The organism is Sphingobium indicum BiD32, from assembly GCF_000382885.1.
GTDB lineage: Bacteria > Pseudomonadota > Alphaproteobacteria > Sphingomonadales > Sphingomonadaceae > Sphingobium > Sphingobium japonicum_C.
In genome coordinates, this window is record NZ_CAVK010000124.1 from 68782 (window position 1) to 82007 (window position 13226).

General features: G+C 62.5%; 15 protein-coding genes and 1 pseudogene. 9 read left to right on the plus strand and 7 right to left on the minus strand.

What is annotated here, in order from left to right; translation table 11 throughout:
- Positions 1–41 precede the first annotated feature (41 nt).
- Together EBBID32_RS12515 and EBBID32_RS12520 are read right to left on the minus strand one after the other, a co-directional pair.
- Positions 42–1391, minus strand: a complete 1350-nt coding sequence (locus EBBID32_RS12515) for a TolC family outer membrane protein (protein WP_006957857.1) — start codon at positions 1389–1391, stop codon at positions 42–44.
- A gap of 39 nt (positions 1392–1430) precedes the next feature.
- The gene (locus EBBID32_RS12520; RefSeq protein WP_006957860.1) at positions 1431–2402 is read right to left on the minus strand and encodes an efflux RND transporter periplasmic adaptor subunit; all 972 of its coding nucleotides are present in this window, start codon (positions 2400–2402) and stop codon (positions 1431–1433) included.
- Positions 2403–2902: 500 nt separating this feature from the next.
- Here EBBID32_RS12520 and EBBID32_RS12525 point away from each other — a divergent pair, with 500 nt between their 5' ends.
- Entirely contained in the window at positions 2903–4102 is a 1200-nt protein-coding gene (locus EBBID32_RS12525) for a tyrosine-type recombinase/integrase (protein ID WP_006957862.1), read from the plus strand.
- Between the two features lie 13 nt (positions 4103–4115).
- Here the strand turns inward: EBBID32_RS12525 and EBBID32_RS12530 are convergent, their stop codons facing one another.
- A complete protein-coding gene (locus tag EBBID32_RS12530) occupies positions 4116–4310 on the minus strand; it encodes a helix-turn-helix domain-containing protein (RefSeq protein ID WP_006957864.1) in 195 nt (64 codons plus the stop codon).
- Positions 4307–4522 carry a helix-turn-helix transcriptional regulator gene (locus tag EBBID32_RS12535; RefSeq protein ID WP_006957866.1) on the minus strand — a complete coding sequence of 72 codons (216 nt, stop codon included), beginning with the start codon at positions 4520–4522 and terminating at the stop codon, positions 4307–4309. Before EBBID32_RS12535 ends, EBBID32_RS12530 begins: the two co-directional genes overlap by 4 nt.
- A 550-nt stretch (positions 4523–5072) precedes the next feature.
- Here EBBID32_RS12535 and EBBID32_RS12540 point away from each other — a divergent pair.
- On the plus strand, positions 5073–5378 hold the full coding sequence (locus tag EBBID32_RS12540; protein ID WP_006957868.1) for a type II toxin-antitoxin system RelB/DinJ family antitoxin: 306 nt from the start codon (positions 5073–5075) through the stop codon (positions 5376–5378).
- Positions 5375–5557, plus strand: coding sequence for a type II toxin-antitoxin system RelE/ParE family toxin (locus EBBID32_RS24910; RefSeq protein WP_006957870.1), 183 nt, complete (start codon positions 5375–5377; stop codon positions 5555–5557). Before EBBID32_RS12540 ends, EBBID32_RS24910 begins: the two co-directional genes overlap by 4 nt.
- Positions 5558–5873: 316 nt before the next feature.
- On the opposite strand, the gene EBBID32_RS12550 is transcribed toward EBBID32_RS24910, so the two are convergent.
- The gene (locus tag EBBID32_RS12550) at positions 5874–6131 is read right to left on the minus strand and encodes a hypothetical protein (protein ID WP_037490492.1); all 258 of its coding nucleotides are present in this window, start codon (positions 6129–6131) and stop codon (positions 5874–5876) included.
- A gap of 317 nt (positions 6132–6448) precedes the next feature.
- Between EBBID32_RS12550 and EBBID32_RS12555 the strand changes: the two genes are divergently transcribed.
- Positions 6449–6901, plus strand: a complete 453-nt coding sequence (locus tag EBBID32_RS12555; protein ID WP_006957876.1) for a hypothetical protein — start codon at positions 6449–6451, stop codon at positions 6899–6901.
- Positions 6898–8412 carry a HEPN domain-containing protein gene (locus tag EBBID32_RS12560; RefSeq protein WP_006957878.1) on the plus strand — a complete coding sequence of 505 codons (1515 nt, stop codon included), beginning with the start codon at positions 6898–6900 and terminating at the stop codon, positions 8410–8412. The genes EBBID32_RS12555 and EBBID32_RS12560 overlap by 4 nt, the downstream gene beginning before the upstream one ends.
- Here EBBID32_RS12560 and EBBID32_RS12565 read toward each other — a convergent pair.
- Both EBBID32_RS12565 and EBBID32_RS12570 read right to left on the minus strand, forming a co-directional pair.
- Positions 8409–8639, minus strand: a complete 231-nt coding sequence (locus tag EBBID32_RS12565; protein WP_006957879.1) for a conjugal transfer protein TraD — start codon at positions 8637–8639, stop codon at positions 8409–8411. The two genes, EBBID32_RS12560 and EBBID32_RS12565, sit on opposite strands and share 4 nt — an antisense overlap.
- Before the next feature lie 22 nt (positions 8640–8661).
- Positions 8662–8967, minus strand: coding sequence for a conjugal transfer protein TraD (locus EBBID32_RS12570; protein WP_006957881.1), 306 nt, complete (start codon positions 8965–8967; stop codon positions 8662–8664).
- 173 nt (positions 8968–9140) lie between these two features.
- Between EBBID32_RS12570 and mobQ the strand changes: the two are divergent.
- The 4 genes and pseudogenes from mobQ to EBBID32_RS24915 all read left to right on the plus strand — a co-directional run.
- A pseudogene (mobQ, locus tag EBBID32_RS25355) lies at positions 9141–9728 on the plus strand (MobQ family relaxase); the annotation flags it as partial.
- A 65-nt stretch (positions 9729–9793) separates the two neighbouring features.
- A complete protein-coding gene (gene traA / locus EBBID32_RS12575) occupies positions 9794–12133 on the plus strand; it encodes a Ti-type conjugative transfer relaxase TraA (protein ID WP_440590964.1) in 2340 nt (779 codons plus the stop codon).
- An 18-nt stretch (positions 12134–12151) separates the two neighbouring features.
- Positions 12152–12790 carry a DUF6118 family protein gene (locus EBBID32_RS12580; protein ID WP_006957889.1) on the plus strand — a complete coding sequence of 213 codons (639 nt, stop codon included), beginning with the start codon at positions 12152–12154 and terminating at the stop codon, positions 12788–12790.
- Positions 12757–12906: a DUF6118 family protein gene (locus tag EBBID32_RS24915; RefSeq protein ID WP_231382187.1), complete on the plus strand. Its 150-nt coding sequence runs from the start codon at positions 12757–12759 to the stop codon at positions 12904–12906. The genes EBBID32_RS12580 and EBBID32_RS24915 overlap by 34 nt, the downstream gene beginning before the upstream one ends.
- The last annotated feature ends 320 nt before the right edge of the window (positions 12907–13226 follow it).

The following is a 13226-nucleotide window of genomic DNA, read 5'->3' on the forward strand; positions in this document are numbered from 1 at the left end:
AGGTGGCAGGTCGGCACCGGTAACGGGCGGATGCCACCCGGTTAATCCGGCTTGACGGTCGGCTGGTAGAGCATGGCCTTGTCAAAATTGAGGTCCGCCGCGTCGGCCTTGCCCATCACGGCGAGTAGGGCGAAACCTGCGACATAGGCATCGCGCCGCGCCGTGAGCATCGTGACCTGGGCATTCAGCAGTTCCTGTTCGGCATTGAGCTGATCAAGCAGCGGGCGCAGCCCGGCGCTGACTTCCGCACGCATTCCCGCCAGCACTTGCTGATTGGCGGTAACACCGCGCTGGGCGGTGTCGGTCACATGGGTCGCAGCCTGCCATGTGGCAAAGGCGGAACGTGCTTCGGCAATGACCTTGCCTTCGGCATCGAATGCTTGCTTGTCGGCGACATCCTGTTTCGCCAGCGCCTGGCGCGTCTGTGCGCCGCTGCGGCCACCGTCCAGGATCGGCATTTTCAAGGTGACGCCGACAAAGGCGGTGGTGCCGCGATCACCATTGCGTGGCCCCGTGCCTTGATCCAGCGAGCCGAGATAATCATATTGGCTGATCCCGCCGATCGCGCTGAATTTTGGATAGGCCTGCGATCTGGCGACATCGATGTCAAAGCCGGCGGCGGTCCGCTGCACGCGCGCAGAGGCTATTTCGGGATTATTGGCCAGCGCCGTTTCGACAGCGTCCGTGGGTGATGACGGCATCTGCGGCAATGGCGGCGGCAGCTCCAGATTTTCGGCCGCATGGCCCACCAGCCTTATATATTGCTCTTTGCTCGAAATCAGTCGCGCGCCGGCAGTTTCCATCTGGCTTTCCGCCAGCGCCAGCCGCGCTTCGGCCTGTGCCACATCGGTCGGCCCGCGACTGCCGGCGCGGCGGCGGTCGACCGCTTCCTTGACGGTATAGCGCATCACATCGACATTATTGCGGTTAAGGCCGACCACCGCCTCATCGCGCAGCACGTCCATATAGGCCCCCACGACGGCGGAAAACAGGTCTCCCTCGGTCTTGTTCAGGCCAAAATGGCTGGCCTCCACCCGCGCTTTGGCCGCACTCATACTGCCGCGCACCCCGCCAAAATCGAACACCGGCACATTGGCGTTGAGCTGGCCGACAAACTGGCGATCCGGGTTGGAGAAAAATCCGCCCGGCGCCGGTTTGCCCGTGAGGACATTCTCCTGATAGGTCGCGCTGCCATCGATCGTCGGCATCCCGGCGGCGCGCGCCAGTGGCACATCCTCTTCGGCAACGCGGATGCTGGCGCGCTGGGCCGATATGGTCGGGTTGTTGCGATATGCCCCTTCCAGCGCCTGTTGCAGGGTTTCGGCGCTGACGGACGACGGCAGGATTGCGCATATAGCGATCCCTGCGAAATAGGCTTGCTTCCTGGTCATGTCCGTAAAGCTCCTGTCTGATTGGATGAGCGGGACCGGTTATTCCGGTCTGGCGGCAATGCTTGCGGGTTTGCGATCGATTTCGAGCCGGCAGCGCAGCCCGGCGGGCAGCTTGTTACCGGGATTGGGGAGCGCGAGGCGCATCCCGAAAGTGCCGCTGGCTGCGTCGAAAACGCGATCGATCACCTTGATGCGCGCCCGATATTTTCCGCCGACCGGCGCTTCGGGAAAGATCGAAACCTCATCACCGACCTTTACCGCGTCGAGTTGCGCAATGGGCGCGAACACTTCGACATTCAGCGGGTCGACCTGCGCGATCGTCAAAATATGAGTCGCGTCTGCGCCGCGATATTCGCCAGGGGCCATGCGCCGCTCCGTGACAATGCCATTGACCGGGCTGCGCACGGTCTTTTGCCCGATGACGCGCTGCGCCTGTACATATTCCAGTCGGGCAACCCGCTGCTCTTCCGCTGCTGCCTTGCGCTCTTCCGCCGCGGATTGCGCATTGGCGCGCGCTTCGTCCACCACATCGCGGGCGAGATACTGGCTGACCTGATCAGAGCGCTGGCTGACCGTAGCAAGATAAGCCGCGCGACTTGCGGCCGCGCGTTCGGCGTGGGGGTTGGAGGCACGGGCCTGCGCGGCCGCGGCGGCGGCACGCTCGACATCGGTGTACAACTGGGCAACAACCTGTCCACGCTGAACATCATCGCCCCTGTCGACATAGATATTCTGGACTACGCCCTCGACGCCGCTGTTCACGCGAACGACCTGACTCGGCTCGATCAGGCAATCAGTCGGACGGGCAGCATCAAGTCCAGGCGGGGCAACCGCATTGCCGCTGTTGGAAGGCACTGCCGTTCCGATGTCTTTGGCGATTGCAACGGTGCCCGACGGGGCGGTTTCTTTGCGGGGCGTTGCAGGTGTTTCCCCGCTGCGCGCGACAAGCGCTATCCCGGCAATCAGCGCCAATGCGCCGCCACCGAAAATAACAGCCTGTTTGCGATCCATTGACCAAGCCCCCCCCCAAAGCACGGCAACAGACAGCTCCCGCCATCCGTTACAGCAATTGTGCGACTTGTATCTTTGGCGAAAGGGCGGAAATCCGCATTTTCATTCCGCGTGGGTAACCTAGCCAACCTAACGATATGTTGCAACTATTTGTGAAGGTGGAATTGTCCTGGACTTGCTCAGGCAAATGTACCGATTTGGGCCTGGTCAATCGTTTAGCGAGCGGTACGGGGCATCACGCCAATAGCGCTTGCCGACGATGTTGATGATCTACTGACGGTGGCTGAAAATCCACCGGCTGACGGCTGGAAAATGGTGACCCCTACGAGTGTATAACTTTTGTCTCAGGCAATGCCGGGACGTCTCTAACTACACTGTAAAATCAGTGATTTGTCTTGTACGGTGTTCGCGGTCGGTCGCTCCGGTTTGCCTGAATTTGGCTCAAAATGTGGGAACGATTGTGGGAACGATTACCCGCCCAAAGTGTGGGAACGCCCCCAATGCCCAAAGCGGGAACCGAACCGATGGCACTGACAGCATTGAAAGTGAAGAACGCAAAGCCCGGTCGCCATGTCGATGGCCGGGGGCTTTGTCTGCTGGTGAAGGACAGCGGGGCGCGGACATGGGTTCTGCGGATGCAGAAGGACGGCAGGCGGCGTGACTATGGCTTGGGGTCGGCGTTGGACGTGTCGCTTGCCGACGCGCGCGACGCCGCATCGGCGTTGCGCCGCCAGGTGCGCGAAGGAGCCGATCCGGTGGCCGAGCGGCGCAAGGCACGCAAGTTGGTGCCGAGCTTCGAGACAGTGGCGCGCGACTGCTACGAGGCATTGAAAGACGGCTGGAAGAACAAGCGGCACGCCGCCTGGATTTCCAGTTTCGAGAATCATGTCTTTCCGATGATCGGCACTAAGCCGGTGGACCAGGTGGACAGCGCGTGCGTGGTCGAAGTGCTGTCGCCCATCTGGCTTACTATCCCTGACAGCGCGCGGCGTGTCCTGCAACGCATCGGCGCGGTGCTGGACTTTGCCCATATCAAGGGATGGCTTCCGGGCGAGGTATCGTTGCGCTCCGTCCGCAAGAGCCTTCCCCGTCAAATGGACAAGGGTGGGCATCTGGAAGCCATGCCCTATGCCGATGTCCCGGCGCTCATGCAGAAGCTGGCGGCGGCATCGCCTACGACCGGGCGCGATGCTTTGCGCTTTACCATCTACAACGCCGTGCGGTCCAATGAGACACGCTTTGTGGTCTGGACCGAGTTTGATTTGGACAAGGCCATCTGGACCATTCCGGGCGAGCGCATGAAGGCGGGGGAAACCCATGTCGTGCCGCTCTCCGCGTCCGCCGTGGCACTGTTGCGCAAGCGGTGGAACGAGCGGGTTAGCGATACCGGCCTTGTATTCTCCAATGACGGGGAAAAGGCCATCAGCGACATGACCATGACCAAGCTGCTGCGGGATGACGGTATCAAGGGCGTGACCGTCCACGGCTTTCGCTCCGCCTTCACCGACTGGTCATCGGAGCGGACGCGCTTCCCGAAGGAGGTTGCCGACAAGGTGCTGGCGCACAAGCTGCCCAACAAGGTTGAAGCTGCCTATCGCCGCACCGACTTTTTCGACAAGCGGCGCAGCCTCATGGCGCGTTGGGCCGAATATCTCGACCGCACAGAAACACAGAACGGTAAGGGGAAGGACGCCGAATGAACGGCGTCCAACCCTACAGCGCTCCGCGTTGCCGTCTGACCAAATCGTGCAGACTGGCGGTGATGATACGTGTTGCCTTGCCGAGCTTCACCGTTTCAACCTCGCCAGCCGCGATCAGTTCATAGAGCTTGGTGCGACCGACGCCGATCATGCGCGCCGCTTCATTGACGCGGACGCAGATCGGATCGGGGGGCGGGAGCGCGGTCATTGGGCATTGCTCCTGGTTCGTTCCTCGCGATAGCTAACAGGATCGGCCATCCAGCGTTCGACAGACGACTCCCGCCAGCCAGCGCCATGAACGCTGATCCTGATTTGAGCGGGAAACGTCCCGTCCGCGATCTTGCGGTACAGGGTTGAACGGGAAAGCCCGGTGCGGGCCAGAACGGTCTTCAATCGAATGATACGATCGGTGTTGGACATCGACTTATTCCATAGGTGCGCCAGTTATGCCTTTCCCCCATGAGAGTTGAACAATGCAGGCCGTCCCTCAGCCCGCAAGGGGCAATCGGCGCGCATAGGGCTATGGCGGGCCTACGGCGGCAAATGTCGGGGATCGACGGAGATTTCGCGTAGGCGGCAGCCATAGGGGATCACCGGTGGCCCCAGGCGGCAAGCGGCGGTCGCCTTTTGCCGGGAGACGGCGGGGCGATGCCATGCAAGGACAAGCAGCGGGCGTTTCGCCTGCGAAATAATAGCAATCGACCTGTTCGAGTCGCACGCCATGGCGGACCGCTTGTTGACGACCCGCCAAGCCGTCTTGTGCTATGCCTCCGATGCGTATGCTGTCTCGGTTTTTCCGGGTGTGCAAGTGGATAGGAAATGAAGTTCCGGAAGTAGGCACTATACTGCCGCTTTCGGCACTTCAGTTCCGATTTGCACATCCTGGTGGCACTCGTACCACGGTGATTTGCGGTTTCCCGATGGCAATTGTCATGCGATTGAATTACATATGAGCCGAAGGAGTGATCCCATGGCCAACAATGCCCTTATTCAGACGCGAATCGATTCGGATGTGAAGGAGCGCGCGTCCGCCGTGTTCGAGCGGATGGGTCTTACGGTATCGGACGCCGTGCGCATCCTTCTGACCCGCACCGCGCGCGAGGGCGTTGCCCCCATGGAACTGCTGGTCGAGCGGCAAGCCTATGACCAGTGGTTCCGGGCACGAGTGCAGGAGGCGCTGGACGACGATCGGCCTGACATTGGTGACGCCGAGGTTTCCGCGCGGTTTGCTGAGCTTCGCGCGAACGCGCGAAAGGGCATCAAGCCCGTGCAATGAAACTCGCTTGGTCCAACCGCGCAACGACTGACCGTCTGGCGATATTCATTTGGATTGGTGAGGATAATCCGCAAGCCGCCGCCGATGTGGACGATCGGATCGAGGCAGCAGCCCAGCGCCTCAAAGATTTCCCGAATAGCGGGCGTCCGGGCCGCATCGAAGGCACGCGCGAATGGTGATCGCGCGCACGCCCTATATCGCACCTTACCAGATCATCGGGGATACCGTGCGCGTCCTTCGCGTAATCCATGGCGCGCGTATGTGGCCCCACGACATGCCCCCGGAATTCGAGCCGGAGTAAAGAGCGCTAAATGCTGCCGAGATTGGCGCACATTTGCCGGTCGGAAAACATCAATTTCGATCGCTAGCCGCGCGCCCTGCCGCTGATGCTGTGAAAATCGGCACCGAGTGGATACGCCACCGCAAGCCGCGCTCAACAGTCAATCACTGCCGGATCGGTCAGGCATTCGACAACCGCCGCAAAAGTGCTTTCCGTCAGGGGGTGCCCTGACCCGTGGACGCTTCTGGATTCTCGCGGCGCTGCAATTCGTTCTCCACCGCCTCGCGGATGAACAAGGCGAGCCTGCGGTTGCCAACAAGCGCCTCGATACGACGGATCGTGTCGGTAGTTAGCCTGATCGTCGTCGGCTTCATTCCAAGTGGCGGGCGTCCCATCGACTTGTCGCTATCGGGTGCGATCGCAATTTCCAAATCAAACCTATTGACGCCACCGTTTATTTGAATATACGCCATCGTTTACTGATAAACGATGGCGTATATGATGCAACGGCCTCTCTCGAAGAACTGGTGCGCGACCGGCATCGCGAATCATGTGGGAGTGCCGGGACCGTTCCGTATCCGCCCGTCATATCTCACTTCCTTGCGATGGATGCGGAACGGAGGTGCATATGCTTGTCTCCAAATCCAGGCGCGCTCTACTACGCGGTTTAACCGTCATACCAGTTGCCGCGTCGGCAATTGCCTCGCCGTGGGGTGGCGCGCTGTCGGCGCTTCATCAACGCTACGAAGACGAACCCGCGACGCTTACTCGGACGACGGAGGGGCGAAGCATGAGCCGCTTTCGTTATCACAATGCGGAACGCTGGATGACCACTCTGGAAGCGCATTTCCTCACCGAGCCGCGACATGCAAAGGAAGCGCTGCATCAGGCCGGTTTCGTGACCCAGCAGGCTCTGTGCGCCTACCTGCTGGACGTGGGCTTTGCCGATGCGTGGAACGCGAGCCACATCAAGCAGGACATCGCCAAAGCGCTGGCCTACGCCAATGCTTGCGGCTTTGGTCATGACTGCCCTGACATGGCGCGGCTGGCGGCTGTTCTCTCGCCCTATTGGAAATGGGGCTATCATTATCATGAGTGGGAGGAAGACCGGCCTCGCACGGGCGGCTTCGTTCCCGCCACGATCACGCCCCTTGTGCGTGCCTTGGTGGACCGGGTTCATGATGTGACCGGCCACCCACGCCCGAAGGGTTGCCAGCGTCGTCCACAGGGGGCGCGGTCATGATGCTGCGCACCGATGCCGATCATCTACCCGCACCAATCCGCGACGAGCTTCTCCATGTCGCCACGATCCTGTTCGAGGCATTCGAGGAAACGACCAAGGGCCGATGTTCCAAGCATTTCCGGGCGGGCCGCATCCTCACCCTGATCCTGCACGGCCCCCAAGCCGAAAAAGGATGGGAAGACATAGCGCCGGGTGAAGCGTTCCGCCTGCTGGCCATCGTCAACTATCCCCGCCTTGCCCGCAGCGAACGCGACTGGCGGCTGGTGCGCGACCGACTGCGCCGCGCATGGGAGCATGGCGAAATTACCCGGCCAGTGCGGCTGGCGGTCGAAAGCCTTGAGCGGATCAACGGCGCTCTTGTCGAAGGCGTCCCGCATTTCGCCACCATCGCCGAGCAGGGAATAGCGCTCTACCAGATGGAGGGATTGCGGCTGAACGAGCCGCGCCGTCTGCCGGTGCGGGAGCGGGCTATTCGGGGCGCAGCGGAGTTCGTTCGTTGGCATAAGCGCGGCACCGGATTTCTGGCGGGCGCGGCTTTCTATCGGGACCGAGGCGATGCGCCGATAGCGGCGCTGATGCTGCATCAGGCGTGCGAGCATTTCTATCTGTGCGTCTTGCGATCCATCAGCCTGCACGCGCCGCGCACCCATGCGCTGGATGAACTGCGCGAGGCGGCGGAAGCGCTGCACCCTCGTCTGTGTTCAGCATGGCCGCGAGACAGCCGCTTCGAGCGTCGCGCGTTCGGCTGCATTCGCCGCGCCTATGTCGAAGCACGATATGGGCAATCCTACCGCATTTCGGGCGAGGAACTGGCATGGGCGTTCGCGCGGGTGGAGATATTGCAGCAACGGGCAGCGTTTGCCTTCGCGGATCATCAAGCTTCGCTCGCCGTGAGCCTGCCACCGCTAATGCTTCCGCCACCGCCAGCATCTACAACAGCGATAGCCCTTTCCGAGCCTGCGGGCCGCGCCAATATGCTGCAACGGACATGGCGGATCGTGCGACGTGCCGCCCCGCCAAAGGGCCGATGGAATCCGCTCATTCCGCTTCGCCGATTCTGGCACTCCGACAGGTTCATGGGATGGGATGATCATCTGCCTTTGGCAATTGTCTGCCTGTGCTTCTTCATGGCTGGCGGGGAGGCCGCGCTATGGCGGGTAAGGTCCGCACACCCCGTCCGCTCCGAACCGGCAGACCTGTCCGCCATACTGGACTTCGACGTGCGCGGGGACACGGTATTAGGCGCGGTTATGGACGTTGCCCAAAGGGCGGGCTACCGGGTTAAGGCCAACGACGACATTTGGACTGTGCGGTGGACCGGTGCCTATCGCGCCAAGGCGACAACCTTCGACGCGCTCGCGGACATTCTCTATGGCTCCGGCCTGTGCCCTGCGATCCGGGAAGACTCCATCACCGTGCGCTATTGCGACAAGAGCAGCCCACCAATGGCGGCGATGGTCGAGTATCAGGCAGAACCGGGCGGCAATGCGCGCTTGTCGGTTTCGCGCTAACCGTCGCCCTGTTCCGCCTCGAACGCCCGCTTGCCTTTGCGCTTCCAGAGGGCAAGTGCGTTGGCGCGTTCCTCGCCGCGCAGCCGGTCGGCAACCGTGAGGAACGCGCCGTAGAGCGTAGCGCGATCATCCTCGGTCAGATCGACAAGGCCCGCCTTAATGACGAGGCCGCCCAGTTCGATCAGATGCCGCGTTCTCTCCCGCCGCTTGACCTGCCAGTCCCGCATGTCGGTTCGCGCCTTTCGAGCTTCAAGCCGATGCCGCGCCGCCGTCGAGCGGGAGAGTGCCGCTCTGCTGGCCAGAAGGTCCGCCCGCACGTTTGTCGCCTTTGCCGAGAAAGAAGGCCGCGCCCGCCTTGCGCCAGCCCTCCTTTGTCGCGGCGTCTTTCACCGTGACGGCATGGAGCAGCGCCCCGGCCAGCATATCAGCGTCGAGCGTATCCGCCCCGGTCGCCGTCACCAGCTCGCCAAGCTGGCGCACGCGCCGCTCTTTGAGCGCCTTGGCCTTGTCGGCCAGGGATTTGAGTTCCGAATCAAAATCGCGGGGTTTACGCATCGCAAAGTCTCCATTGAGTGACGATGCCGCTATGATAAGATGAACCCGCCCGCCGCGCAGTAGAGTCGCCGGGACAGTCTGACACCGCCTAGTCCCGTCCGAGAAATTTTCGAGAAGGGCGCGCTTATACGTCGTTCCGACGTGCGCTTGAGCGTAGTAGATGGACGATCGTCATGGCGATCTTCCACTTCTCCGTTCAGGTCATCAGTCGCGCGGCGGGCCGCTCCGCCGTCTCTGCCGCCGCCTATCGTGCAGGCGAACGCCTGCACGACGAGCGCCTTGATCGCGACCATGATTTTCGCGCCCGCTCCGGCGTCGAGCATAGCGAAATTATGCTGCCCGAAGGCGCGCCCGATCATTGGCACGACCGCGAACGCCTCTGGAACGATGTCGAGGCATTCGAGAAGCGCAAGGACGCCCAGCTTGCCCGCGAGGTCGAGTTCGCCATTCCGCGTGAAATGACCAAGGCGCAGGGCATCGAACTGGCCCGCGATTTCGTGTCCGCGCAGTTTGTGGATCGCGGCATGATCGCCGATCTCAATGTGCATTGGGACATGCGGGCGGACGGCCAGCCCAAGCCACACGCCCATGTCATGCTCACCATGCGCGAGGTTGTACAGCGCGACGACGGCACCGCTGGCTTCGGGGCGAAGGTGCGCGAGTGGAACGATCATGAGAATGTCGAGCGCTGGCGCGAACGCTGGGAGACCCACGTCAACACGCGCCTAGCCGAACTCGACATCGACGCGCGCATCGATCACCGCAGCCTTGCCGATCAGGGCATCGACCTTGAGCCTCAAAGCAAGATCGGCGGTCCGGCCACCGGATGGAGGCCCAGGGGCTGGAAGCCGATCGCGCCGAGATGCACCGCGAGATTGCGCGGGCGAATGGCGAACGCATCATTGCCGATCCAGATATCGCTCTCAACGCCATCACCCACCAACAAGCGACATTCACCAACCGCGATATGGCGATGTTCATTCACCGGCATAGCGACGGACAGGAGCAGTTCAACGCCGCTATGCGCGCGGTACGCGGCTCGCCGGACCTGATCGCCCTGGGCAAGGACGGGCGCGGCGACGAGCGGTTCACCTCGCGCGAGATGATCGAGACTGAGCAACGGATGAGCCGCGCCGCTGACGGGCTTGTGATGGACCGGATCGATGGTCTCTCGGCGGCGACGACCTACGCCATTCGAACCGCCGAGAGTGCGGGTCTTGTCCTGGGAGCAAAGCAAGAATCCGCGTTGCGCCATATAACGGGCGAGCGCGGATTGTCACTGGTGCTGGGTTATGCCGGGACCGGCAAAAGCGCCATGCTGGGTGTGGCGCGCGACGTGTGGGAAAGCGCAGGCCTCAACGTGCGCGGCGCGGCGCTTGCGGGCATCGCCGCCGAGGGTCTGGAGAACGGTTCCGGCATCGCCTCGCGCACCATTGCCAGCATGGAACATAGCTGGGCGCAAGGCCGCGATCTTCTGACCGTCCGCGACGTGCTGGTGATTGACGAAGCGGGCATGGTCGGCACGCGCCAGATGGAGCGCGTGCTGTCCCATGCCGCCGAGGCTGGTGCGAAGGTCGTGCTCGTCGGCGATCCGCAGCAATTGCAGTCGATCGAGGCGGGCGCGGCGTTCCGCGCGATCCATGAGCGCCATGGCGGCGTCGAGATCACGCAGGTTCGCCGCCAGCATGAAGGATGGCAGCAGAGCGCTACCCGGCATCTAGCCACTGGCAGGACCGGCGAGGCCATTGCCGCCTATGCCGACAAGGGCATGGTGCATCAGGCCGAGACGCGCGAGGACGCGCGGCGCGAACTGGTCAAGCGCTGGGACCGCGAACGGCAAGCCGATCCGGACGCCAGCCGCATCATCCTGACCCACACCAATGCCGAGGTGCGCGACCTCAACGAGTCCGCGCGCGCGGCGATGCGCAATGCAGGCGAATTAGGCGAAGAGCGCCAGGTGAAGACCGAGCGCGGCGACCGGCAGTTCGCACCGGGCGACCGCATCATGTTCCTGCGCAACGAGCGCAGCCTTGAGGTGAAGAATGGCACGCTGGGCACGATCGAGAAGGTAAGCGAGGGCCATATGTCCGTCCGCACCGATGACGGGCGTTCGGTGGCGTTCGACACAAAGGACTATCGTGACCTCGACCACGGCTATGCCGCCACCATCCACAAGGCGCAGGGAATGACCGTGGACAGGGCGCATGTGCTGGCGACGCCGGGGATGGATCGCCACGGGGCTTATGTTGCCATGTCCCGCCATCGCGAAGGCATGGCGCTTCATTATGGCCGCGACGATTTTCGCGATCAGTCCCGGCTTGTCCGCACGCTTTCACGCGAGCGCGGCAAGGACATGGCCACCGATTACAGACAAGCCGACCCTGCAAAGGAATATGCCGAGCGGCGTGGCATTACTTTCGGTGAGCGGGTCGCGGAAATCGTCAGGCCCATTGTCGAGAAAGCGCGGGGGATATTTGACAATTTCCGGCCCACTATCCCGCCGCAACAAGAGCGCGACATTTTCGCGGGTTTCCAGCCGAAGGCCGAGCCGCTCGCACAGGAGCGGGCCGCTCAGCGCCAGCCCGAATATGATACGCAGCCGCTTCGCGCAGGCGGCGTGCGCGGCGCGGTGGAGCGCTATGCCAAAGCGCTGGATGCGATCCAGCAGACTCGCGCGCAGGGTCTCGATGCTATGCCGCACCAGAACGAGGCGTTCGACAGAGCGCGGGATGCACTGGACGCGATCCGCCCCGAAGGTTCGTCCAACCTGAGCAGCGCGTTCCGCAGCAGCCCGGAGCTTGTCCGCGAGGCGGCCGAAGGGCGCGGCCAGGCCGCCGTGCGCGCGATGCAACTGGAGACCGAAATCCGCATGGACCCCTACAGCCGAGCCGACCGGTTCGTGGAAGGGGGGCAGCAATTGCAGCGCCATCATGCCGAGCTTGTGCGGGACGGCAATTTCCGGGGCGCGAAAAGTGCCGCGCATCACATGGCGGGCATGGCGAAAAGCCTCGAACGCGACGCCCAGCTTGAATCGGTGCTGGGCGTGCGCAGTCGCGAACTTGGGCTTGAGATCGGCCCGCAGGTGGGCCGCAGCTTCTCCCACGATCTCGCATCCTCCATCCCCTTCGATCACGGACGAGACATCAGTCGCGGCATGAGCCGATAACCCCAAGGAGACCATGACATGGACGACGAGCAGAGCCTTTTGAGCGAACCGGAGCCGGACCCCTGGCCCGATGCCGCCGCCGAAGCATTCGCGCATCTCTCGGAGCGCGTGGCCACAATGGAGGAGCGGTTGGACGGGCGCATGGCGGTGATGGCCCGCGCGCTTGAGCATATCGCCATCGAAAAGCAGAGCCTCGAATTCCCCGACTACGGGCCGACACTCGCCAAGATGAACGGCTATCTCGCCACGTTGGCAGGGCAGACGAAGACCATCATGGACGCACCCGCCATGCAGCTGACGCCGGAGAGCATGGCGGAGCGGATTGACGTAGCGGCGGATGCCGCACGCGCTACCGACAAGGCGACCATCAAGAAATTGCTGGAATTGCATCATCAAGCCCATGCGGATCAGATGCGCGCGGTCGGGGCCATTCGGACCAAACAGAAACAGCGCTGGCACATGCTCTATTGCGGCGGCGGCGCGGCGCTGGCCGTATCCCTTCTGTGGCTGATTTATCCCGGTTGGGCGGCCAGCATCGGCCCCCAAAGCTGGCTTTGGCCGGAACGGGTTGTGCCCGTCGCACGCTGGGCGAGCCTACCCTATGGGATGCTGGTATCCGCCTCATGCGCGGCGGCAACCCCAACGGCTGGCAAGTAATCGTGGACGCCGCCGACTTGGCACGTGAGAACGGCGATACCCTTGCCGCATGTCAGAGGTCTGCCACCAAGATGAATGAGCCGGTTCGTTGCACCATCCGCATTAGGAAGCGTTGACACTCTTGGGAGCGGAGCCCAGAATTGAGCGGTGCCGACTACTATTTCTGACTTCCGACACTCTTACATTCTGACAGGGATTGTTGCTCAATCGGCGGAAAAGTGGGAGCTTGAGCCAGATAGCCATGCCGTTCGGCAAGTCCGTTGCGCGATAGTGATCGAAGGGCTCCTACGCCTAACGATACAAGTCTCGGCGCTGTAGCCGATTGGCCTTTCAGTTCTGTCAATTCAGTCACCACCGGAGGCAATAGGGCCGGGGATGTATGATTACTTGAGTGCACACCTGCGCCGTCACCCTCAACAAGGCTTCGCGCGACGCG